Origin of the sequence: Bisgaardia hudsonensis (assembly GCF_004345785.1) — a bacterium.
In the GTDB taxonomy this organism is placed as follows: Bacteria; Pseudomonadota; Gammaproteobacteria; order Enterobacterales; family Pasteurellaceae; genus Bisgaardia; species Bisgaardia hudsonensis.
In genome coordinates this window covers 281,316-306,024 of record NZ_SLXI01000002.1, presented here as the reverse complement: position 1 = coordinate 306,024, position 24,709 = coordinate 281,316, and the positions used below count along the sequence as shown (strand labels likewise).

At 33.0% G+C, this 24,709-nt stretch carries 14 protein-coding genes and 1 riboswitch; of the genes, 10 read left to right on the top strand and 4 right to left on the bottom strand.

From position 1 onward, the window contains the following. Nucleotides 1-23: 23 nt before the first annotated feature. Complete coding sequence (locus EV697_RS03980) at nucleotides 24-1,859, bottom strand: LTA synthase family protein (protein WP_132022882.1); 1,836 nt, start codon at nucleotides 1,857-1,859, stop codon at nucleotides 24-26. 276 nt (nucleotides 1,860-2,135) lie between these two features. On the opposite strand from EV697_RS03980, the gene mukF reads away from it, so the two are divergent. From mukF to putP, 8 genes are all read left to right on the top strand, one after another. Next, nucleotides 2,136-3,461 carry a chromosome partition protein MukF gene (mukF, locus tag EV697_RS03975; protein WP_132022880.1) on the top strand — a complete coding sequence of 442 codons (1,326 nt, stop codon included), beginning with the start codon at nucleotides 2,136-2,138 and terminating at the stop codon, nucleotides 3,459-3,461. 41 nt (nucleotides 3,462-3,502) lie between these two features. Beyond that, nucleotides 3,503-4,222, top strand: a complete 720-nt coding sequence (mukE, locus tag EV697_RS03970; protein ID WP_132022878.1) for a chromosome partition protein MukE — start codon at nucleotides 3,503-3,505, stop codon at nucleotides 4,220-4,222. Nucleotides 4,223-4,284: 62 nt separating this feature from the next. Next, a complete protein-coding gene (gene mukB / locus EV697_RS03965; RefSeq protein WP_418883957.1) occupies nucleotides 4,285-8,748 on the top strand; it encodes a chromosome partition protein MukB in 4,464 nt (1,487 codons plus the stop codon). Between the two features lie 61 nt (nucleotides 8,749-8,809). After that, complete coding sequence (locus tag EV697_RS03960; RefSeq protein ID WP_132022874.1) at nucleotides 8,810-9,685, top strand: EamA/RhaT family transporter; 876 nt, start codon at nucleotides 8,810-8,812, stop codon at nucleotides 9,683-9,685. A gap of 8 nt (nucleotides 9,686-9,693) precedes the next feature. Then, nucleotides 9,694-11,115: an exodeoxyribonuclease I gene (sbcB, locus tag EV697_RS03955; RefSeq protein ID WP_132022872.1), complete on the top strand. Its 1,422-nt coding sequence runs from the start codon at nucleotides 9,694-9,696 to the stop codon at nucleotides 11,113-11,115. A gap of 691 nt (nucleotides 11,116-11,806) precedes the next feature. Then, a complete protein-coding gene (locus tag EV697_RS03950; RefSeq protein ID WP_132022870.1) occupies nucleotides 11,807-12,253 on the top strand; it encodes a hypothetical protein in 447 nt (148 codons plus the stop codon). Nucleotides 12,254-12,526: 273 nt separating this feature from the next. Continuing rightward, the gene (gene putA / locus EV697_RS03945; protein WP_132022868.1) at nucleotides 12,527-15,979 is read left to right on the top strand and encodes a bifunctional proline dehydrogenase/L-glutamate gamma-semialdehyde dehydrogenase PutA; all 3,453 of its coding nucleotides are present in this window, start codon (nucleotides 12,527-12,529) and stop codon (nucleotides 15,977-15,979) included. A 17-nt stretch (nucleotides 15,980-15,996) separates the two neighbouring features. Further along, entirely contained in the window at nucleotides 15,997-17,496 is a 1,500-nt protein-coding gene (gene putP / locus EV697_RS03940; protein ID WP_132022866.1) for a sodium/proline symporter PutP, read from the top strand. A gap of 105 nt (nucleotides 17,497-17,601) precedes the next feature. On the opposite strand, the gene EV697_RS10070 is transcribed toward putP, so the two are convergent. Next, nucleotides 17,602-17,733, bottom strand: coding sequence for an IS3 family transposase (locus EV697_RS10070; RefSeq protein ID WP_132023183.1), 132 nt, complete (start codon nucleotides 17,731-17,733; stop codon nucleotides 17,602-17,604). Between the two features lie 331 nt (nucleotides 17,734-18,064). Here EV697_RS10070 and EV697_RS03930 point away from each other — a divergent pair, with 331 nt between their 5' ends. Both EV697_RS03930 and torA read left to right on the top strand, forming a co-directional pair. Then, the gene (locus EV697_RS03930; RefSeq protein ID WP_132022864.1) at nucleotides 18,065-19,186 is read left to right on the top strand and encodes a NapC/NirT family cytochrome c; all 1,122 of its coding nucleotides are present in this window, start codon (nucleotides 18,065-18,067) and stop codon (nucleotides 19,184-19,186) included. A 1-nt stretch (nucleotide 19,187) separates the two neighbouring features. Continuing rightward, a riboswitch (molybdenum cofactor riboswitch) is annotated at nucleotides 19,188-19,324 on the top strand. Between the two features lie 18 nt (nucleotides 19,325-19,342). After that, complete coding sequence (gene torA, locus EV697_RS03925) at nucleotides 19,343-21,829, top strand: trimethylamine-N-oxide reductase TorA (protein WP_132022862.1); 2,487 nt, start codon at nucleotides 19,343-19,345, stop codon at nucleotides 21,827-21,829. A 108-nt stretch (nucleotides 21,830-21,937) separates the two neighbouring features. Here the strand turns inward: torA and EV697_RS03920 are convergent, their stop codons facing one another. Together EV697_RS03920 and pyrD are read right to left on the bottom strand one after the other, a co-directional pair. Then, on the bottom strand, nucleotides 21,938-23,593 hold the full coding sequence (locus tag EV697_RS03920; RefSeq protein ID WP_132022860.1) for an AAA family ATPase: 1,656 nt from the start codon (nucleotides 23,591-23,593) through the stop codon (nucleotides 21,938-21,940). A gap of 73 nt (nucleotides 23,594-23,666) precedes the next feature. Then, nucleotides 23,667-24,689 carry a quinone-dependent dihydroorotate dehydrogenase gene (gene pyrD, locus EV697_RS03915; protein WP_132022858.1) on the bottom strand — a complete coding sequence of 341 codons (1,023 nt, stop codon included), beginning with the start codon at nucleotides 24,687-24,689 and terminating at the stop codon, nucleotides 23,667-23,669. Nucleotides 24,690-24,709: the final 20 nt, after the last annotated feature.

Sequence of the window (24,709 nt, the reverse complement as noted above, 5' to 3'; positions counted from 1 at the left end):
AAGTAATTTCTTAAATTTATTGTTTATTGACGATATTTTTTAAAATCTTTTGTTTTTCCACTAAATAATAATGATTGCTGTAAGTTAGTTAATACTTTTACTTGATTTGCGTAGTCTTTAGCTTCGCTTGGGCAAACAGTATCTTTGGGATGATAATCAGAAACATCATAGCAAACCAGTTTATCATTAACAATTTCTACAGCAAGATTTCCTTTAACAACGCCCAATATACCGTTACTATAATAATCCGCAATATACTCATTATCTTGAAATAATGATTTACCTGTAAAACTAGGAGCATATTGATGATAATCTCCAATAATTAAATCAGTTAAGGTTGGCGCAACATCACGTTGAGAGATAAATTGATCAATATATCGTGCTTTTAATTTAGGCGAATAAATTGCAAAAGGTATAAGGTATTGTGAAAAATTGCTTGGATCTTTTAACCTTGCAACATGGTCAGCCATAATAACAAACACGGTATTCGGATAAACCTCTAACATCTTTTGAATAAAATCATAAGTAGCCTGATCGGAAAAATGATAAGTATTTAATATACGATTTTCTTCATCGTCATCTGTAAAATGCACCATTTTATAGTCTTTTGGTAAAACATCATCATGTGTTGTAGTACCATTTACACCGATAATAAAAGGTTTTTTTGAATCACCTAATTTTTTAATTATAAAATTATATAAATCAGGATCATGAACACCCCAGTTATTTTCTTCATAAATACGCTCACTAATATCATGACGTCCATAGGAATCAGTAAATCCTAATTTTTGCGCTAGGCTACCCGCTGCAGTACCAGAATTTGAGCCTTGAAAAAAAGCACTGTAATATCCTTTTTCTTTTAATAAATCAATTAAACTATCATACTGAAAATCCTGTAATGTGGTATGAATAATACTTTTACCAAGGGGATTTTGAAAAGAACTTAATGTAGTAAAAACACCTTCAACAGTACGATGCCCACCAGCTAACATTGCTTTTGGACGAATAGATTTTGTTAAAATATGATGTAAATTCGGTGCTATATCATAAGTGCCACCATAATCTTTAAAATAGCTCGCACTCCAACTTTCAAGAAAAAATAAAACAATATTTGGTTTGTCTAAAATAGGCAACTCAACTTTTTCATTATTTTTAGAATAAAGTTGCGCGAGAACTTGAGATTCATTCTCAGTTGGATACATTGGTGATATTTTAATTCCATCTTTATTTTTAATGAGTTGGAAAATGGCATTATAACCACCATTTAAACTTAGCATAGCAAGTCTTGAATCACCAATTTTATATGCATGACCTGGATTTAATGGGATATGTTGAAATTCTCCTCGTATAAAAAAAACACTAAGAGAAATTAAAAATAATTTAATAGGTATATAACGCCAATTAACTGTAATCTTTGAAAGCGTTAACGAAAGAATTTTATAAAGAGCAGTACCTAATATTAACAAAGCAAGACAACTAAATAAAAGCAATGACCAATAAGTTTGAAATGCAGTTTTTATTAATCCATTAAACTCTTTAAATAAATCTTTTATTTCATAACTAATATGGCGAGATGAATCAGCAAAATACATGATATCGCCAATTAAAAAGCTAAATAAAAATAATAAAAGAACAAGTGATACGAAATGAAGGGCTTTTTTATTAAAATCAAACAATGTGGCTAATAAAGCAATAATAGCACTCATAGCAAAATCAAACTTGTATCCTGCAAAGATAGCATAACTTTTATCATAAAAACTAATATCATTAAAAGAATAAAAAGCAAAAATATATTTTGCTAAAATAGATAAACTAAAGGAAAAAACAAATATGATGAAATAGTTCTTAATTGCTTTCATTAGCTTTATACTCCTTCCAAAAATCTCTTTTGGGAGCGTATTCTACAATAAAAGGTAATAAATACTACAAAATATTACCGAGATTTTTATTATGGCGAACTATTAATCAATTAGATATTAAGAATGAAATAGCATATCTTGTAACCATATCTTATAACAAAGTGCGGTTATATTTTAATAACGTTATTGATAATAAATTCGATCTATTAGATTGAGTAAAATTCCTGTATAATCAGGCATAATTTTATCGTAAAAATACCATTATGAGAAAACTAAATGCTTGAAACTTCACAAACAATCCCTGAATTAGTTTCTTGGACAAAAGAAAGGGAATTTTCTTTGAATTTGCCAACGGATCGTCTTTCATTCCTACTTGCTATTTCTATTTATAATAATGAAAGGCTTGATGGCGAGATGTTAGAAGCCGATCTTGTTGATATTTTTCGTTATATTTCTAATGAATTTACCCCTTCACAAGAATCAAGTATTGTTAATCGTGCTAATAATGCCATTAATGAGCTAGTAAAACAGCGTTTTTTAAACCGTTTTACCAGTGAATTTACCGAAGGACTATCTATTTATCGCCTAACGCCATTGGGTGTAGGTGTTTCTGATTACTATATTCGTCAACGAGAATTTTCTGCATTGCGTTTATCCGTTCAGCTTTCTATCGTAGCTGATGAAATTCAACGAGCTTCTGAAGCGGCGGAAGAAAATGGTGATGAGCAACATTGGCGTCGTAATGTGTTTGCGCCATTAAAATATTCTGTAGCGGAAATCTTTGATAGTATTGATTATTCACAACGTATTATGGATGAAAACCAACAAACTATTAAAGAAGATATTGCAGCCTTATTAACGAAGGATTGGCAAGCTGCTATTGCAAGTTGCGAAAAATTATTAGATGAAACATCGGGTAATTTAAGAGAATTGCAAGATACGCTAAATGCGGCTGGAGATAAATTACAAGCACAATTGTTGCGTATTCAAGATTGTGTTATTGGACGTGATGAATTGTATTTTATCGATCAACTTATTGTGGACTTGCAAGCAAAACTAGATCGTATTATTAGTTGGGGACAACAAGCCATTGACTTATGGATTGGTTATGATCGCCACGTACATAAGTTTATCCGTACTGCCATTGATATGGATAAAAACCGTGTATTTTCTCGTCGTTTACGTACATCAATTCACCATTATTTTGATCACCCTTGGTATTTATGGACAGCTCAAGCAGAACGCTTAATTGATTTACGAGATGAAGAACTAGCGTTACGAGAAGAAGATGCACTTGGTGAATTGCCTGAAGAATTAGAATACGAAAGCCTTTCTGATTTGCACGATCAAATAGTTGAGAAAATGCAAGAATTGCTAGTTCAATATAGAGTAGAAAATAAGCCAATAGATTTAAGTCTTGTTTTAAAAGAACAGCTTGATAACTATCCGCATTCCCGTCATTTTGATGTGGCAAGAATTATTGTTGATCAAGCGGTACGTTTAGGTATGGCAAGTAATGATTTGGCAGGTGTCTATCCTAAATGGCAAGAAATCAATGATTATGGTGCGGAAGTACAAGCTAATACAATTAATGAATATTAAATTTTAACTTAACCAGTTACATATAGCATAGAGATAGAATAATGACAGATAATCTTCAAGATGTAATTTCAACTAAACTCGCTACTGCAATAGCTAATCCACTTTTTCCTGTTGTTGATAGTCAATTACGAGCAGGAAAACATATCAGTATTGAACATATTGATAATCACGCTTTTTTAATGGATTTTCAGTATGAATTAGATACTTTTTATCGCCGTTATAACGTGGAGTTAATTCGTGCCCCTGAGGGATTTTTCTACTTACGTCCAAAAGCGACGACTTTAATTGCTCGTTCAGTATTAAGTGAATTAGAAATGTTAGTGGGAAAAGTATTATGTTATTTATATCTCAGCCCAGAACGATTAGCACAGCAAGGTATTTTTACCACAGAAGAAGTTTATGATGAATTACTCAATCTTGCCGATACTGAAAAACTATTAAAAGCAGTTAATCAACGTTCCTCTGGTTCTGATCTTGATAAACAAAAATTAGCTGAAAAAATGCGAGCGGCTTTAAATCGTTTACGTCGTCTTGGTATGATTTCTCAAGTAGGGGATCAATATAGTGGTAAATTTACGATTTCAGAATCTGTTTTCCGTTTTGGTGCAGAAGTACGTAGTGGTGATGATCCATTGGAAGCGCAAATGCGTTTAATTCGAGATGGGGAAGCCGCAACACCAGAATCTTTAGCCCTTGAGAAAAGTGCGGTAGAAAATAATGAAGAATTTGATGATCAAGATTTTGATGAAGGAGAAGAATAATGTCTGAAGAAATAACAATAAATAAAGATGAAGTTTTTCATTTAGAAGAAGACATTGCCGAAATATCCTCCTCCCAAGATAATATATTAACTAATAACGTGACATTGTCACAAAATAATGGGGTAGAGCGTGGTAAATTCCGCTCATTAACCTTAATAAACTGGAATGGTTTCTTTGCAAGAACTTTTGATCTTGATGAATTAGTTACCACACTTTCTGGTGGTAATGGTGCGGGTAAATCAACAACTATGGCTGGATTTGTTGCTGCCCTTATTCCAGATTTAACTTTATTACATTTTAGAAACACGACGGAAGCGGGAGCTACTAGCGGTTCTCGTGATAAAGGATTGCACGGTAAATTACGTCCTGGTGTGTGTTATGCTGCTTTAGATGTGATCAATTCTCGCAAACAGCGTGTATTAGTTGGTGTGAGATTGCAACAAATTGCAGGGCGAGATAAAAAAGTGGATTTAAAAACTTTTTCTATTCAAGGTTTACCTTTATCTGCGAATCCAACAGGGATTTTTACTGATATTATCGATCAACGTCAAGCAAGAGTGTTAAACTTAAATGAATTAAAAGATAAAGTCGAGCAATTAGAAGCACAATTTAAACAATATAATTCTATTACTGATTATCACGCAATGATGTTTGATTTAGGCGTTATTCCTAAACGTTTACGTTCATCATCGGATCGCAGTAAATTCTATAAACTCATTGAAGCCTCACTTTATGGGGGGATTTCTAGTGCCATTACACGTTCACTAAGAGATTACCTATTACCTGAAAATTTAGGGGTTCGTAAAGCATTTCAAGATATGGAAAGTGCTTTACGAGAAAATAGAATGACCCTTGAAGCGATTAAAGTCACTCAAGCAGATAGAGATTTATTTAAACATTTAATTACTGAAACCACCAATTATGTAGCTTCAGATTATATGCGTAATGCTAATGAACGTCGTGGCAATATCGAAACGGCATTAGCTTCTCGTCAAGAATGGTATCAAGCAAAATCCGAGCAAATTACCTCTCAACAACGCTTAATTGATTTAAGCAAAGAAGTCGCTGAATTAACAGAAAATGAACAAACTTTAGAAGTCGATCACCAAAGTGCTTTAGATCATTTAAATTTAGTGATGAATGCCTTACGTCATCAAGAAAAAATTTCTCGTTATCAAGAAGATGTTGAGAGTTTAAATGAGAAACTTGAAGAACAAAAAATGGTGGTTGAAGAAGCTAATGAGCAAAGTGAAGAAACCCAAATTCACTTTGAAAAAATTGAACAAGAAGTTGATGAAGTTCGTAATCAACTCGCTGATTACCAACAAGCTTTAGATGCCCAACAAACTCGAGCATTACAATATCAACAAGCTATCCAAGCATTAGAAAAAGCACAAAAATTATGTGGTTTAGCAGATCTTTCTGTAAAAAATATTGATGATTATCACGATGAATTTGTCGCACAAGCACAAGATGTGACAGAAAAAGCTTTAGAATTAGAACAAAAACTTTCCATTTCAGAAGTAGCAAAATCACAATTTGATAAAGCCTACCAATTAGTGTGTAAAATTTCTGGTGAAGTTTCTCGCTCAACGGCTTGGGAATGTGCAAAGGAATTATTGCGTGAATATCCAACTAAAAAAGTTCAAGCACAACAAGCACCACAGTTACGTTCTAAATTGCAAGAGCTTGAACAACGTTATCAACAACAACAAAGTGCGGTTAGATTTTTAAAAGATTTTAATCAACGAGCTAATTTAAATTTAGCTGATGCTGATGAGTTAGATGATTATTATGTGGAACAAGAAGCACTAGTAGAAGATTTATCGGTGAGTTTATCAGAGCAAGTAGAAGAACGTTCTACATTACGCCAAAAACTCGCTCAACTCAACGCTACTTATAATGAGAAAACAGGCTTAGCGCCTGCTTGGTTGAATGCACAATCAGCACTTGAACGCTTACAAGATCAAAGTGATCAACATTTTGATGATAGCCAAGATGTAATGAACTTTATGCAATCTCAATTAACAAAAGAACGAGAGTTGACAATAAAACGTGATCAACTTGAACTGAAACGTGATCAGTTAGATGAGCATATTTCAAAATTAAATCAACCAGATGGCTCGGAAGATCCACGTTTGAATATATTAGCCGAACGTTTTGGTGGTGTATTGTTATCAGAGCTTTATGATGATGTTGCTATTGAAGATGCACCTTATTTCTCTGCGCTTTATGGTCCTGCCCGCCACGCTATTGTGGTTCGAGATTTAAATGCTGTCAAAGAACAACTTGCTGATTTAGAGGATTGCCCTGATGATTTATATTTGATTGAAGGAGATCCAACTGCTTTTGATGATAGTGTACTTTCTGCACAAGAACTCACAGCTGGGGTAGTTGTTCAAGTATCAGATCGTGAATTACGTTATTCTAAATTTCCCGAGATACCATTATTTGGTCGTGCAGCAAGAGAAAAATATTTAGACGAATTACGTGCTCAGAGAGATGAAGTTGCCGAAGAATATGCAAGTGTTGCTTTTGATGTGCAAAAATGTCAGCGTTTATATGAACATTTTAGCCAATTTGTTGGTTTACATTTAGCACTTGCTTTCCAACCTAATCCAGAAGATGTATTAGCAGAAATCAGTCGTCAACGTAATGATATTGAACGTGAATTAACAAAATTTACAACAACAGAGCAACAAATTCGTATTCAGCTAGATTCAGCAAAAGAAAAAATTCAACAGCTAAATAAATTAATGCCACAGCTTAATTTATTGGCTGACGAAGATTTAATTGATCGTTTAGAAGAATGTCGTGAACAACTTGATTTTGCAGAAGAAGATGAGAGCTTTATTCGTCAATATGGCACAGCATTATCTCAATTAGAACCTATTGCGAATACCTTACAAAGTGATCCTGAAAATTATCAACATTTAAAAAATGATTACGATGCGACAATCAATCTACAAAAACAAGTTCAACAACGTGTATTTGCTTTAGCTGATGTGGTACAAAGAAAATCCCATTTTACTTATGAAGATAGTGTAAAAGCAGAAACTTCAGAACTCAATGAGAAACTTCGTCAACGTTTAGAGCAATTACAGCAACAACGTGAACAACAACGTGAATTACTCCGTCAACAACAAGCTCGCTTTGCACAATATAATCAAGTCTATATTGGATTACGCAGTGCTTATGACGAAAAAACAAAAATGCTTAACGAACTAATCAGTGAAATTAATCAGTTAGGCGTGCGAGTAGATGAGGGGGCAGAAGAGCGAGCTAAAAATCGTAAAGATGAACTGTATCAACAACTTTCTGTTAGTCGCCAACGTCGTACTAATATTGAAAAACAATTAACATTAATCGAAAGTGAAGCCGAGAATTTAATAAAACGTATTCGTAAAGCAGAGCGTGATTATAAAACACAACGTGAGCTAGTTGTGGCAGCCAAAGTTAGCTGGTGTGTGGTATTACGTTTATCTCGTAATGAAGAAATGGAAAAACGCTTAAATCGCCGTGAGTTTGCCTATTTATCTGCCGATGAATTACGTTCTATGTCAGATAAAGCTTTAGGGGCATTACGTACTGCGGTGGCTGATAATGAATATTTAAGAGATAGTTTACGTGCCTCTGAAGATAATCGTAAACCTGAAAATAAAGTGCGGTTCTTTATTGATGTGTATAAACACCTTCGTGAACGCATTCGCCAAGATATTATTAAAACCGATGATCCTATTGATGCGATTGAACAAATGGAAATCGAGCTTTCTCGTTTAACAGATGAATTAACTGGTCGTGAGAAAAAATTAGCCATTAGTTCGGTAAGTGTAGCAAACATAATGCGTAAGACCATTCAACGAGAGCAAAATCGTATTCGTATGTTAAATCAAGGATTACAAAATATTTCCTTCGGTCAAGTAAAATCAGTACGTCTGGTTGTCGATATTCGTGATACGCATGCTATGTTATTAGATGCCTTATCAGGTAATCAAGAGGAATATCAAGATTTATTTACAGATAATAGAATGACTTTCTCTGAGGCTATTGCGAAGCTTTATCAACGTTTAAATCCTCATATTGATATGGGACAACGTAACGCACAGACTATTGGTGAAGAACTATTAGACTACCGTAATTACTTATCTCTTGAAGTGGAAGTTTATCGTGGAGCTGAAGGGTGGCTACGTGCTGAAAGTGGCGCATTATCTACGGGAGAAGCCATCGGTACAGGTATGTCTATTTTACTTATGGTGGTGCAAAGTTGGGAAGAAGAAAGTCGCCGTATTCGTGGTAAAGATATTATTCCTTGCCGTTTATTATTCCTTGATGAAGCTGCTCGTCTAGACGGAAAATCAATCTCAACATTATTTGAATTGTGTGAGCGTTTAGATATGCAATTAATTATTGCCGCCCCTGAAAATATTAGTCCAGAAAAAGGCACAACCTATAAATTAGTACGTAAAATATCAGGTAATCAAGAACACGTTCATGTAGTTGGTTTACGGGGATTTGGCGTTCAATAATTCATTTATCGGAGCATTAAATTAATTAATGCTCTAATTTTTAATAATATAGGAAGTTAAAATGCACAATCTTATTATTGCTATTTTTTGTAGTGTGGCGGTTTCAGTTTTACTCAAAATTGCCCATAAAAAAAATATTATTATTGAGCAAGCGATTGCTTTTAATTATATCATCGCTATTTCATTGAGTTATTTTTTATTAAAGCCCGATTTTAAAGGCTTAGCTTTTACCGATTATATTATTCAAAGTGAACATTCCCCTATATTTTTAGCTTTAGGATTTTTATTGCCTACTGTTTTTATCATTATGTCAAAAGCGGTTGAATATGCTGGTATTGTACGTTCAGATGCTGCACAACGTCTTTCTTTATTCTTACCCATTATTGCTGCTTTTGTTATTTTTGGAGAACAAATAACACAATCTAAAACTATTGGGATTATTCTAGCATTTCTTGCATTATTATGTTTGCTAGCAAAACCAACAGATGCGATGAAGGATAATTCTTTCAAAGCGATTATTGGTTTAATTCTAGTATGGTTTGGTTACGGTATTATTGATATTTTATTTAAACAAGTAGCAAAAATGGGCGGTGCATTTCCAACTACATTATTTATTGCTTTTGCGATTAGTGCTTGTGTTATGTTTATTTATCTATTACTTAAACGCACCCAGTGGACAACACCTAGTGTGCTAGGGGGAATATTGTTAGGTGCATTAAATTTTATGAATATTCTGTTTTATATCAAAGCACATCAAAGCTTTAGTAGTGACCCAACTCTTGTTTTTGCAGGAATGAATATTGGTGTAATTTGTTTTGGTACAATAACTGGCGCATTAATATTTAAAGAAAAATTAAGTAAAATCAATGGAGTAGGGATAGTATTAGGAATCTTATCAATTATTAGCCTATTTTATTTAGATAAGCTTATGGCTTAGGATAACTTATGAATAATAATTTTAGTTTTTTTATCTATGATTATGAAAGTTTTGGGGTAAACCCAGCAGAAGATAGACCCGCACAGTTTGCGGGTATTCGTACTGATAAAGATTTTAATATTATTGGTGAGCCAGTAATGTTTTATTGTAAACAAACCAATGATTATTTACCTTCACCTGAAGCAGTTTTGGTTACAGGAATTACACCACAAGAATGTAATGAAAAGGGGATTGCTGAGCCAGAATTTGCTGCAAAAATTCTTGATGAGTTTAGTCAACCAAACACTTGTGTAATGGGATTTAATAACATTCGTTATGATGATGAAATGACTCGCTATACATTTTATCGTAACTTTATTGATCCCTATGAATATAGCTGGAAGAATGGTAATTCACGTTGGGATTTACTTGATCTTGTTCGTGCTTGTTACGCATTACGTCCTGAAGGTATAAATTGGGCATTTGATGAAGATGGAATGCCATCTTTTCGTCTAGAAAAACTCACAAAAGCCAATGGAATAGAGCACAGCAATGCTCATGATGCAATGGCTGATGTTTATGCTACGATTGCAATGGCAAAATTAATAAAAGAAAAACAACCTAAGCTTTTTCAATTTTTCTTTGAAAATCGTGGCAAAAAAGAAATTGAAGCAATGATTGATACTGCAACGATGACACCATTAGTACATGTATCAGGAATGCTAGGTAATTATCGTGGTAACACTACTTGGATTGTACCTTTAGCCTGGCATCCAATAAATAAAAATGCGGTAATTGTTTGTGATCTTGCTGGAAATATTGATGATTTACTCACAAAAAGTGCGGTCGAATTACAACAAAATTTATACACAAAAAAAACTGAACTAGAAGAACAAGGAAAATTAGCTGTTCCCTTAAAATTAGTTCATATTAATAAGTGTCCAATTATTGCACCAGCAAAGACCTTATTACCTGAAACAGCAGATCGTTTAGGTATAGATAGAAATCACTGTTTAGAAAATCTGAAAAAATTAAAAAACTCTATGGATATTAGGGAAAAAGTACTCAATATCTTTACTGATGATCGTTCATTTGAACCTAGTGAAAACGTAGAAACTGAATTATATAGTGGATTTTTTAATTATAACGATAAAAATAATATGGCAATTTTAAGGGATTTACCACCTGAAAAACTAGCAGAGCATAATCTATCTTTTCAAGATAAACGTATTCCTGATTTATTATTTCATTATCGGGCAAGGCATTTCTATAAAACCTTATCAAGAGCTGAACAAATTAAATGGCAAAAATATCGCCAAAATAAACTGGCTAAAAGTGCGGTTAAATTTGAAGAAGATTTACAGCGACTTGTTGAGTTAAATTCAGATAACCCTGATAACCTTAATTTATTACAAAAAGTTTATGAATATGGTGTTAAATTGATAAGCTAAAGTGACATTGTAACTTTTTAATATTTCTTTGAAAAATAGCCGAATAAATACCGGCTATTTTTTTATTTCTATAATGTAATTCTTTACTAATTTTTTAGATTTTACGTAGCGTTGTTACCTAGAAGAAAATCTATTTATTCATTTAAAATTGCACCAATATCATTCTATAAAATTGTTCTTATCTACTCATTACATATTATAAAATAAGAAGCAGTGGCAATGTGACTTTAATTATTTCTTTATTTAACATAATATACATTATGCGAAATTAGTTATAAGGTTAGCAAATACTACGGTTTAATAAAATCACAGAGTTATGCACAGGTATAAAATACTATTTAAACATTATATTTTCTGGCTTTAAAAGGTTTTTGAATGGATAAATTTAAAGGTTTGTACAATTTTGAAATTATTTGTAAAGAGATTTTAAAGTTAATGGAGATTAAGAAATGTATAAATTTTTATACTTGGTAGCAACAACGCTACGTAAAATCTGGAATAAAGTTAAGTAAATTACACAGGAAAATTTAAGATGGATACAATTCAATTTTTATTACTAAAATATCAACCTTATCCTTATATAAATAAATTTCAATGTGAGAAATCCGAGTACAAATATGACAAACTCTCCTACTATAGATTTATGCAGTATATGATAAAATCATCACTCAATTAGATAATAGGCTTGAAAATGAATTGTGAAATAAAGTTTAAAAAGAGAAAAATTATTTTAGCTATTTTGATTAATTGTATATTTTTATTACCTTGTGTTCTTTTTGTTATTTATCCAGAAGCTTTTATGGATCATTTTCACGCATCAAGAAATCATATTATTTTGTTTGGTACATTTTATGTAATACTGTTATTTTCTTATATTAGAATTTTATTAAGAAAAGTTGCAGTAATTGTTAATGATACATATTTAATAGACAATTCTCGCTATGAAGCAATAGGTAAAATAGATTGGAATGACATACTTGAAATAAAGAAAATAAGTAAAAAATCTTTAAGAATTACTTTTAAAAAACCAATTTTTGAAACTCGGAATATGTTTTTTATTAAAAAATTTCTTCTTTTTATGCTAAATTGGGATTACAAACACTGCATTATTATTTCATCATTTTTTTTTAGAATGTGACATAAATTATTTGCAAAAAAATTCGAATAGCTTATAGACAATATAAAAAGCAAAATAACTAGAGGTAACAGTTAAATATTTGTGACATTGTAACTCTTTTTTTGTAAATACGTAAAATAAAATTCCCCCCCTGTCCGTTATTCATAATTACTCGTATCGTAAATTCAATTATCTATTTGTGATATGTCTCACAAATTTAGAAATTGATAATTTATTAATAGCAAATTTATGGTACTTTTAACATATTCTTAACAAATCCCTTAAGGAATACCTATGACTTTTAAATTATCTAAAAAATATGATGAATTACGTTGTAATATCACTTCTTACTATAGCATTGATGAAAAAACAGCTGTTGATGAATTATTTGATACATTAGTATTCTCTCCTGAGCAAGAAGAAAGAATTAAGAAAAATGGTATTGAGTTAATTAATAAGGTACGTCAAATAAAAAAATCTCAATATGGTGTTGATGCTTTAATGCAGGAATTTTCTTTAGGTGATGATGAAGGCATCGCTTTAATGTGTTTAGCTGAGGCCTTACTTAGAATACCCGATGTAAAAACGAGAGATGAGTTAATTCACGATAAATTAAAAGAAGGTAACTGGGAAAAACACATTAATCGCTCTTCCTTTTTTATTAATGCCGCAAGTTATGGATTATTATTTGGTAAAAAATTAAGCCGCACTTTTGATGAAAATGATTTATCAAATGCCCTGACTCGTAGTTTTGCTCGTTTATCAGCTCCTGCTATGCGATTAGCAATGACTCAAGCAATGAAAATATTGGGGACGCAGTTTGTTACAGGAACAGATATTAATGATGCTTTAAATCGTGTAAAAAAATCAATGGAAAAAGGATTTGTTTATTCCTTTGATATGTTAGGCGAAGCCGCTATGACACAACAAGATGCGGAGCGTTATTTTAAGGATTATGTCAATGCAATTCATGCAGTTGGTCAATCAGCTTCAGAAACAGATCTTTATCATTCTAATGGTATTTCAGTAAAACTCTCAGCTATTCATCCACGTTATTTTCGTAGTCAATATGACCGTGTAATGAATGAGCTTTATCCTAAATTAAAAGAATTAATGTTACTGGGTCACAAATATAATATCGGTATTAATATCGATGCAGAAGAAGCAAGTCGTTTGGAATTATCGTTAGATTTACTTGAAGCCTTATTAACGGATGAAGATTTAAAAGACTATAATGGTATCGGTTTTGTTATACAAGCCTACTCCAAACGTTGTCCAAAAGTCATTGACTATGTTGTTGCTTTAGCTCGACAAACGCAACGACAATTAATGGTTCGTTTAGTTAAAGGGGCTTATTGGGATAGTGAAATAAAATGGGCTCAAACTGAAGGGTTAGATGGCTTCCCTGTTTATACTAGAAAAAATCATACTGACATTTCTTATATTGCTTGTGCTCAAAAGCTATTGGCAGCACAAGATGTGGTTTATCCTCAATTTGCCACTCATAATGTGCAAACCTTATGTACTATTTATGAATTAGGTAAAGATAAAAAATATGAATTTCAATGTTTACACGGAATGGGCGAAGCCCTTTATAGTAATGTTGTGGGTAAAGAAAACTTTGATCGTTTAGTACGAATTTATGCCCCAGTTGGAACTCACGAAACCCTACTCGCCTATCTTGTACGCCGTTTATTAGAAAATGGTGCTAACTCTTCCTTTGTTCATCAACTTGTTGATGAAAATATACCTGTTGAGCAACTTCTTACTCCCCCTTGGAAACAGTATGAAAAATCTCAAGGTAATCCAAATAAAGCTATTCGCTTAGCAAAAGATCTTTTTAACGATAGAAAAAATTCAATAGGCTTTAACTTAAATAATGAGTTTACTTTAGTACAATTAGAAACAGCATTTAATCAATCACAAATAGAAAATGCAAAATCACTAGTGAGCATTGAAGATAGCGATATTCATTTACAACCACATTCAATATTTAACCCAGCTAATACCGAAGAAGAGATTGGAAAGGTTGCTTTTTTAAATACAAGTGCGGCAGAAAATATTTTTAAAAATGCAAATGTGGAAGACTGGAAACAATTCTCAGTAGAAGAAAAAGCAACAATTTTAAACACAGTGGCGGATTTATATGAGAAAAATTTTGCCATATTAATGAAATTAGCTATTTTAGAAGCGGGTAAAACTTTACCTAATGCGATCGCTGAATTAAGAGAAGCGGTTGATTTTCTCCGCTATTATGCTCAACAATTAAGTAAACTTGATCAACTAGGTAAATTGGCGGAGCCAAGGGGAAAAGTATTGTGTATTTCGCCTTGGAATTTCCCTCTTGCTATTTTTACAGGGCAAATTGCAGCAAGTTTAGCTGCGGGTAATAATGTAATTGCAAAACCAGCAGAACAAACCTCTCTAATTGCTTATGCCGCAGTACAATTATTTTATCAAGCAGGCTTACCTAAATCAGCATTGCAACTTGTATTAGGTGCTGGTAATGTTGGTGCTGAATTAGTTAAACAGCCATTTGATGCTGTTGTCTTTACTGGGTCAACTGAAGTTGCTAAATTAATAAATAACCAATTAGCATTAGCTGAAAATGATCCTATTTTAATTGCGGAAACAGGGGGGCAAAATGTTTTAGTGGTTGACTCCTCTGCTTTAGCTGAACAAGTTGTCGCAGATGTGTTAAACTCTGCGTTTGATTCTGCAGGTCAACGCTGCTCGGCACTGAGAATATTATTGGTACAAGAAGAGATTGCTGACAAACTCTATACAATGTTATCAGAAGCAACAAAAGAGTTAAAAGTTGGTAATCCTACTCTACTTGCTACGGATATTGGTCCCGTCATTGATGCAGAAGCTAAGCAAAATCTTGAAAAACATAAAGAGAAAATGTGTAAAATTGCTAAAAAATATCTTGAGCTTGAAACGCCAATAAATGGAACTTTTGTTGCTCCAGCAATTTATGTATTAGATAATTTATCGCAATTAGAACGTGAGGTATTTGGCCCTATTTTGCATATAGTAACCTATAAAAAAGAAAAATTAGGTGAAATTTTGAATGAAGTCAATGCTAAAGGCTATGCACTAACAGGTGGTTGCCATAGTCGTATTCGTAAGCAAATTGATTTTGTTGAAAAGCATTTAAATTGTGGTAATTTCTACATTAATAGAAATATTGTTGGTGCTGTTGTTGGTGTTCAACCTTTTGGAGGGCATAGCCAATCTGGTACTGGTCCTAAAGCAGGTGGTGAGTTTTATCTACAACGTTTAACAAAAACAGTTGAATATTATAGTGAGTTTGGTTCAGGTGAAACACTTGTATCAGCAAAACCATTATTAGAAAGTATCACAGGCGAAGATAACACATTAGCTTATTTACCTTGTGAAGTCGCTATTTTAGACGGTAGCTTAGAGATTGCAACTCAAGCCGCAAATAAATTGATTGATCAAGGTTTTTCAATTCTTGTTGAACCGAGTCATCCATTAGCAAAATCGGATCTCAAAAATATAAGAGTATCAACTCAATTAGGAAATTGTCAAAAAGCCATTTTTTTGACCGCACTTTCTAAAGAACAAAAATATTGGCTTGCAACAAACAGTGAAGCTATTTTTAAATGTTATGATTGGACTAAGAACCAAGATCTTATTCCTCTTTATGATGAATTTTCAAGAAGTGAAAACACAACCGCTGCCGGTGGAAATGCTTCACTAATGGCAACTCAAGAACAATAAAATAAGAAGGAGAACATATGCAAAATTACCAAATCTATATCACCTTTGGACTATACCTTGCTATTATCTTAGGAATAGGTATTTATGCCTACATCTCAACCAAAAATTTTGATGATTACATATTGGGCGGACGAAAAATGGGCAGCTTTGTTACTGCTATGTCTGCTGGTGCTTCCGATATGTCTGGTTGGCTATTGATGGGATTACCAGGAGCGATTTTTTTGGCTGGATTATCTGAAGCTTGGATTGCCATAGGTTTAACTATCGGTGCTTACCTTAATTACCGTATTGTTGCAGGTAGATTAAGAATTTTTACCGAAAATTATAAAAATGCCTTAACTCTTCCTGAATTTTTTGCTCAACGTTTTCCATTGCAGAAAAAAGCATTAAAAATAATTTCATCTTCAATTATTTTATTTTTCTTTACCATCTATTGTGCGTCTGGTGTCGTTGCTGGTGCTAAATTATTTCAAGGATTACTTGGTTTAGACTACTCTACTGCACTTTGGCTAGGAGCATTATCCACTATTGCTTATACATTTATAGGTGGCTACTTAGCTGTATCTTGGAGTGATACTATTCAAGCTACCTTAATGTTCTTTGCATTATTATTAGCACCAATAATGGTTCTTGTTAATTTGAGCTGGACTGAAATTAATATCGCTTTAGAAATGAAATCTACATTAACCAATATACCTTACACAAATTGGTTACATAATGTATCAGGTATAGGGGTAATATCTGCTTTAGCTTGGGGCTTAGGTTATTTTGGTCAGCCTCATATTTTAGCAAGATTTATGGCTGCTGATTCCGTACAAGCATTGGATAAAGCGAGAAAAATTGGTATTACTTGGATGATTTTATGTCTTGGTGGAGCGGTTGCTGTTGGTTATTTTGGACTGGCTTATTTTACAGCCAAAAATATTGAATTAGATAGTGCTGAAACTGTTTTTATTGAACTCTCTAAATTAATGTTTAATCCTTGGATTGTTGGTATTGTTCTTTCAGCAATTTTAGCCGCGGTAATGAGTACACTTTCCGCACAGCTTTTAATGTGTTCAGCAGCGATTACAGAGGATTTTTATAAGGGGTTTATCCGTAAAAATGCCTCAAGTAAAGAGCTTGTTTGGATTGGTCGTTTAATGGTTTTAGCTATTTCAGTTGTTGCTATCATTATTGCACAAGATCCATCATCAAAAGTAATGGGATTAGTATCTTACGCTTGGGCTGGTTTTGGAGCTGCATTTGGTCCTGTTGTTATCTTATCTTTATTTAATCGTAACATTAGTTCTAAAGCTGCGCTTTGGGGAATGTTATCAGGAGCAATAACTGTCATTATCTGGAGTCCTTTAATGAAATACTTAGGTTGGGAGGATTTATCTAAACTTTATGAAATTATTCCAGGTTTCTTCATTTGCTCTTTTATTACTTTAACTTCTTCTATTTTCAATGGAGTACACCCTACTGTTGCAGAAGAATTTGATGTTGCATTAACAGAGTTTAATGATAGATCATAAATTGGAGTCATTGATTTTCTTTGTTATAAATTTAAAAAGTGCGGTATTATTTTTAATAATTTGATCTGACTCCAAAAGTTAGACTGTCATTTTAGGGACTGTATCCTATATTATATTGGACTCAGTCCCTTTCATTTTAATTGTATCCATTATTTCATTGTAGTAGTCCATATAATCGTGGATGGCTTTTCCCACTTGTTCTGTTTTTTCAAATTTCTGTTTATAAAAACATTCTATTTTTAGTCACTCGAAATATCTAAGCAATTCCCCTTTTTCAACATACTTTATTGAATACTATTTGATTTCAATAGATATTGATAACGTTACATTTAGTATTACCAACCTTGGTCTACATACTATCCTGATACATTTTGAAATTATTTTATAAAATACTTGAAAATTTTTCTAAACTATTTTTGATTTTAATCAATAGTTAGTTAGTTAGTTAGTTAGTTAGTTAGTTAGTTAGTTAGTTAGTTAGTTAGTATATAATAAAGCCTCATATCCTTTAATACTAATAATTATTTCTTATTTTTAATATTCTATTAAAAATATTTTGGAGTGGCTTATGTTTAAAATGAAAAAAGTTTATTTTTTTACTGCAATAATGTTGATGGCTATCGGTGCAGGTATATTATTGAGTGTTCAGTATATTATGCATAAAACAAACTCTACAGAATTCTGCGTAAGTTGCCATTCTATGAGTTTTCCTCAAGAAGAGTGGGAAACAAGTGTTCATTTTTCAAATCCCAAAGGCATTCGTGCAAATTGTGCAGATTGTCATGTTCCCCCTAGTGGACTTCATTATCTTAAAGCGAAAATATTGGCGGTAAAAGATATTTGGTATGAGATGATGGGTAAAATTCCAGATCGTGAAGCTTATGAAAAACATCGATATGAAATGGCTAAACGCGTTTGGGATGATATGAAAGCAACAAATTCAGAAACTTGCCGTAGCTGTCATAGCCTTGAAGCAATGGAAATATCTTCCCAATCAAAATCAGCTCAAACGATGCATGAATTAGCTAAGAAAGATGGACAAACTTGTATTGATTGTCATAAAGGTATTGTGCATTTCCCACCAGAAATTCCTGATGATGTCGCAACAAATAATATTGAGTCGCCAAAAACGGAAGATAAACAAATTCTAGATAATAGTAAGCCATTATATAACAAATCTATTTCTACCGCACAAACAGAAAATGGTAGTGAAGTTCGCTTAATGCCTTATGCAACTTTAACAGATTGGAATAATGATGGACAGCAAATAACGGCAGAATTACATGGCTGGCAACAAGCAGGTGCTGAATCTATTATTTATATGGAATTAGGAAAACGAATCATTGTTGCTTTATTAGAGGAAGAGGCCAAATCACAAGTTAAAGTAATTAAAACAATACAAGATGAAGTAACTGATTCAGAATGGAAAGAGGTATTGTTAACTGTGAAAATTCCTCAAGGGCAACTAACAACAGATTTAACCGCACTTAATCAAGTCGGTAATCAACTGAATCAAACTCATTGTAGTAGTTGTCACGCCGTTATTAGTGCTGATCATTTTACTGCAAATCAATGGATTGGAGTTGTTAATTCGATGAAGGATCGTACTGCATTGACTGCAGAGGAAGTGAGAATACTGACAATTTATTTACAACGTAACAGTAAAGATATTGTTAGCTCTGCTCACTAAATTTTACCCTTGACTCCGAGCTTGCGATCCTAAGTCGAAAGATATGGTAACAAGCCAGCAATAAGTTCGCTTATTCCATGGATAGTCGAGAAATTGGTTATCCACTCATATTTAGAAAGGTGTCAAACTTTAACTATTTGTAAAGAGAGGCTTTATATGAAAAAAGAGAACAAGGTAAATATAAAACGAAGAGAGTTTTTAAAAAATTCTTCTCTTGGTATTGCTGGTGTATCTTTAAGTGGTGGTATCGCAAGCTCAGTTGTATCACAAAATACCCTTGCTTCTGAAATGAAAACGGTAGTTACTGCCGCACACTGGGGACCGTTAGGTGTTGTTGTTGAAAATGGTAAAGTAGTCAAATCAGGTCCTGCTATCCCTCCTGTTATTGAAAATGAATTACAGTCTGTTGTAGCAGATCAACTTTATAGCGAAACCCGTATAAAATATCCTATGATTCGTAAGGGATATTTAGAAAATCCTGGAAAAAGTGATACTACGATGAGAGGTCGTGATGAATGGGTACGTGTTTCTTGGGATCAAGCATTAGATTTGATCGCAAAAGAATTTAAACGTGTCCGCTCTGAAGGTAGCTTTGAAAATATTTTTGGTGGTTCTTATGGGTGGCAAAGTGCTGGCTCGCTTCATTCAGGCCGTACCTTATTACATCGTTATTTGAATGCAACAGGTGGTTTTGTCGGTCATAAAGGCGACTACTCTACTGGTGCAGCTCAAGTTATTATGCCACACGTATTAGGAACAATCGAAGTTTATGAACAACAAACCAGTTGGGAAACGATTTTAGAAAGCACTGATATTATTGTGCTTTGGTCAGCTAATCCACTAACCACAATGCGTATAGCTTGGACTTCAACCGATCAAAAAGGAATTGAATATTTTAAAAAATATCAAGCAACTGGTAAACGTATTATCTGTATTGACCCAATTAAAAGTGAAACTTGCAAAGCACTTAATGCAGAATGGATTCCAACAAATACAGCCACAGATGTGCCTCTAATGCTCGGTATGGCACATACATTGGTTATTCAAAATAAACATGACAAGGCGTTCTTAAAAAAATATACAACTGGATATGCTAAGTTTGAAGACTACTTATTAGGTAAAGTTGATGGTCAAATCAAAGATGCCGAATGGGCAAGTAAAATTTGTGGCGTACCTGCTGATGTAATTAAACAACTTGCAAATGATTTTTCTTCAAAACGCACTATGTTAATGGCTGGCTGGGGAATGCAACGTCAACAACATGGCGAACAAACTCACTGGATGTTAGTAACTCTAGCCTCAATGCTAGGACAAATTGGTTTACCAGGTGGTGGATTTGGTTTTAGTTACCATTATGCAAATGGTGGCGTACCAACTACAACAGGTGGAGTAATTGGCTCAATGTCAGCAACCTTAGATAATGACACAAGTAATACAGGACAATCTTGGTTATCAAAAGCCGCTAAACTCAGCTTCCCACTTGCTCGTATCGCTGATGTATTACTTAATCCAGGTAAAACTATTCAATATAATGGAACAGAAATTACTTATCCTGATATTAAACTTGTTTATTGGGCTGGCGGTAATCCATTTGTACATCACCAAAATACTAATACATTAGTCAAAGCATGGCAAAAACCAGAAACTATTATTGTAAATGAAATTAACTGGACACCAACAGCACGTATGGCTGATATTGTATTACCAATTACAACTAGCTATGAACGTAATGATTTAACCATGACTGGTGATTATTCAATGATGCACATTGTACCAATGAAACAAGTTGTTGAGCCACAATTTGAAGCACGCAATGATTATGACGTTTTTGTAGAATTATCAAAACGAGCAGGCGTAGAAGATGTCTTTACTGATGGTAAAACAGAAATGGACTGGTTAAAATCATTCTATCAATCTGCTTTTGATGCAGCTCGTAAAAATCGTGTATTGATGCCAAAATTTGAAAAATTCTGGGAAGAAAATAAACCTATTACTTTTACTGCAAGTGAAAAAGCGAAAAAATGGGTTCGTTATGGTGAATTTCGTGAAGATCCATTGCTCAATCCATTAGGTACGCCATCAGGAAAAATTGAGATTTACTCTGATACCATTGCAAAAATGAATTACGATGATTGTCGTGGCTACCCTTCTTGGTTTGAACCTGAAGAATTTGCTGGTAACGTAACCGAAGAATACCCACTTGCATTAGTAACACCACACCCTTATTATCGTTTGCATAGTCAATTAGCCAACACCTCATTACGTCAAAAATATGTAGTAAAAGACCGTGAACCTGCACTTATTCACCCAGAAGATGCTAAAGCTCACGGCATTGTAGATGGCGATATTATTCGTATCTTTAATAAGCGTGGTCAAGTACTTGCTGGTGCAGTAGTAACTGATGATATTATCAAAGGTACCATAGGATTACATGAGGGAGCTTGGTACGATCCATTAGATCTAGGCGTAAGCGAAAAACCATTATGTAAAAATGGTTGCCCTAATGTTTTAACAATGGATATTGGTACTTCCAAACTTGCTCAAGGCAATTCACCAAATACTTGTATTGTACAAGTTGAAAAATTCACCGGTGAAACCCCAGAAGTAACGGTATTTAAACAACCAAAACAAGCTAATGCTTAGTAAAGTTATTTAATACAAAAAGTGCGGTCATTTTTCTTTTAGTTTTTTAAAACTATTGAAAATTTGACCGCACTTATGTAAATCTGGATATACTAATCAAAAAACATATTAATTTCTACAAAATATACAAGATTCCAATTCTTGATAGATAGCCATATCAGGAGTAATGAATTGTGATAGATTAATTTTAAATTTTTCAGGAGTAATGAATTGTGATAGATTAATTTTAAATTTTTCAGCACTAATAGATGTTGTAATTGAACAAATACGTTTTATCAATTCAAATTTCGATTTAACATTTGAATTTACTATATCCGTAAAATTCTCTTCATATGTACTTTCTTGAAAGTCATTTCCATTATTTTCACAATACTTCTTTAATACTTGTTTATCAAAGAGATAGTTTTCAATCTCCCATCTTTTCATTACTCTAAATCTGTTATCTTGATTATCTAAATACTCCTGCCTTTCTTTTTCTGATACTGGTTTTCCTGAAGCCATATCTCTATCTTTAAAAACCCAAATTTCTATATTGGGAAATACCTTACCCAATATTGCCAAGGCAATACTACTTCTTTGATCTAACTCAGTATTTCCTCCGCTAGAAACAAAAATAGTATCAGGATATTTCTCATTAAAAATATTATTTAAAACTTGAGCATCAAGTCCTCTCTCTAAACCATCTGCTCTAGGAGCATCTCTACCTTCGCAATAAATAATTCTTTTTGGAGCAATTAGCCCTGTCAAATCATCCAAAGCTGTTCTAAAAAGAGATTGCCATATTAGTCTATTATTATGAATTGGAGTCAATGTTATTGCCTCTGATGCAAACATTGCATCTTCAAAATGAAATACTTGACTCTTATCTAATAATTCTTCTTGGAGTGCTCGTAAAAAACCAATGCTATGTGTAGCAATCCAAATTTGCCCATCATCATCTATTAGTTTTTCTATTTCAATCATTAATTTTCTTTGAACTGAAGTGTTTATATGTAGTTCAGGTTCATCTAATAAAAATATAGAGTCTTTGTATTTTTCTTTCCTCAAAAATAAATCTAACAGAATATCGACAACCTCTTTTTCTCCCGCGGAAAGATTGTTAAATGTAAAGGTTGTGTCCGAATCTGATTTTATAAATGTTAATGTTCCCTTATTATTTTCTACATTCCCTAAATCAACAATTTCCAAATCTAAGCAGTTTTTTATAGATTGATTTAGCTTGCTTATAACTTCAGTTCTACCTTCAGAAGGCTTAATATCTTTTTCATGTATTAAGTTAATATAAAACCCCAATAGTCTTCTATAATTGTTTTCTACTTTGTTATCTAAATCTAATGAACAACTTGCACCATCTGAGTTATTCTCAATAGGAGTAATCGCTTTAATCTCCCTAATATTTAGGTCATTGTTATACCGATAGGGGCTTCGAAAAGAAAAAATAGTTTTTATGTTATTTTTATAATAACTATGATGATGATATAAATTACTATTATCAAAAATATTTCCCTCATTATCTAAGTATTCAATTGATATTAGTTCATAAGCATTTTTATTAGCAGTTCTATAAAATGTTTCTGGGATGGTTTCTTCACCAATATTTCTGCCATGAGACCAGCTAGATGTAATAAAAGCATCTAAGACACTGCTTTTCCCGCATCCATTAGTACCAACTAATGCTACTATTTTTGCAGGATTACTTCCTAAATCTAGCGTTAAATCTTTGAACCTTTTAAAATCTTTTATACTAATTTTTGAAATCTTCATATTATGTATTTGACCTCCCGATTGTTAAATAGATTTTTATTTTATCTTTAATTAAAAAATAATATTCCAAATATTACCTAATACTTTTAAGCAACTCTTTCACCAATGCTGGTCCGTGGTAAATTAAGCCTGAATAGATTTGTAATAATTCTGCTCCTGCATCAATTTTTTGTTTGGCATTTTCTATTCCATCAATACCACCACTACCAATAATAGGAATTCTACCTTTTAATTCTTGGTGTAATCTGGCGATAATTTCTGTACTTTTTTGCTGTAATGGTTTTCCGCTTAAGCCACCGATTTCTTGTGAATTTTTCAAACCCTGCACGGTTTCTCTAGAAATAGTGGTATTAGTCGCTATTACCCCATCTATATTGTTACGTTGTAACGTGTCAGCAATTTGTATAACTTCTGCTTCTGATAAATCTGGGGCAATTTTGACAGCAATAGGCACATATTTATTGTAGTGTTCAGCTAACACTTTTTGACGTGCTTTGATGCTTTTTAATAAATCTTCTAAGGCATCGCCGTATTGTAATTGACGTAAGTCAGGGGTATTTGGAGAGGAAATATTAACGGTAATGTAATCTGCATAATTATAAGCTTTATTCAAGCAATAAATATAATCGTCCTTGCCTTTTTCTATAGGGGTTACTTTATTTTTACCTATATTAATCCCTATTACACCATCGTATTTGGCTTTTTTAACGTTTTCAATTAAATAATCAATGCCGTTATTATTGAAACCATTGCGGTTTATAATGCCTTCTACTTCGGGTAAGCGAAATTGACGTGGTTTAGGATTCCCTTCTTGAGCTAAAGGGGTTACTGTTCCTACTTCAATAAAGCCGAAACCCAATGCACCAAAACCATCAATAGCTTCGGCATTTTTATCCGCACCAGCTGCTAAACCGATAGGATTTTTAAATTTAATCCCCATCACCGTTTTCTCATGCCCTTTAGGGCTGTTGATAAGTAAATTTTTAATGATTGGATTAAATGGGGAGTTTCCCATCAATTTTAAGGTTTTTATGGTGAGATCATGAGCATTTTCAGGCTCAAGAGTAAAAATTGCTTTTCGTAATAAAGAATACATAATGTTATTTCTCTGTGTTT

Excerpts from the sequence above, each read along its gene's own strand:
- EV697_RS03980 (WP_132022882.1), bottom strand. The coding sequence starts at position 1,859 with ATGAAAGCAATTAAGAACTATTTCATCATATTTGTTTTTTCCTTTAGT.
- mukF (WP_132022880.1), top strand. The coding sequence starts at position 2,136 with ATGCTTGAAACTTCACAAACAATCCCTGAATTAGTTTCTTGGACAAAA.
- mukE (WP_132022878.1), top strand. The coding sequence starts at position 3,503 with ATGACAGATAATCTTCAAGATGTAATTTCAACTAAACTCGCTACTGCA.
- EV697_RS03960 (WP_132022874.1), top strand. The coding sequence starts at position 8,810 with ATGCACAATCTTATTATTGCTATTTTTTGTAGTGTGGCGGTTTCAGTT.
- sbcB (WP_132022872.1), top strand. The coding sequence starts at position 9,694 with ATGAATAATAATTTTAGTTTTTTTATCTATGATTATGAAAGTTTTGGG.
- EV697_RS03950 (WP_132022870.1), top strand. The coding sequence starts at position 11,807 with ATGAATTGTGAAATAAAGTTTAAAAAGAGAAAAATTATTTTAGCTATT.
- putA (WP_132022868.1), top strand. The coding sequence starts at position 12,527 with ATGACTTTTAAATTATCTAAAAAATATGATGAATTACGTTGTAATATC.
- putP (WP_132022866.1), top strand. The coding sequence starts at position 15,997 with ATGCAAAATTACCAAATCTATATCACCTTTGGACTATACCTTGCTATT.
- EV697_RS03930 (WP_132022864.1), top strand. The coding sequence starts at position 18,065 with ATGTTTAAAATGAAAAAAGTTTATTTTTTTACTGCAATAATGTTGATG.
- torA (WP_132022862.1), top strand. The coding sequence starts at position 19,343 with ATGAAAAAAGAGAACAAGGTAAATATAAAACGAAGAGAGTTTTTAAAA.
- EV697_RS03920 (WP_132022860.1), bottom strand. The coding sequence starts at position 23,593 with ATGAAGATTTCAAAAATTAGTATAAAAGATTTTAAAAGGTTCAAAGAT.
- pyrD (WP_132022858.1), bottom strand. The coding sequence starts at position 24,689 with ATGTATTCTTTATTACGAAAAGCAATTTTTACTCTTGAGCCTGAAAAT.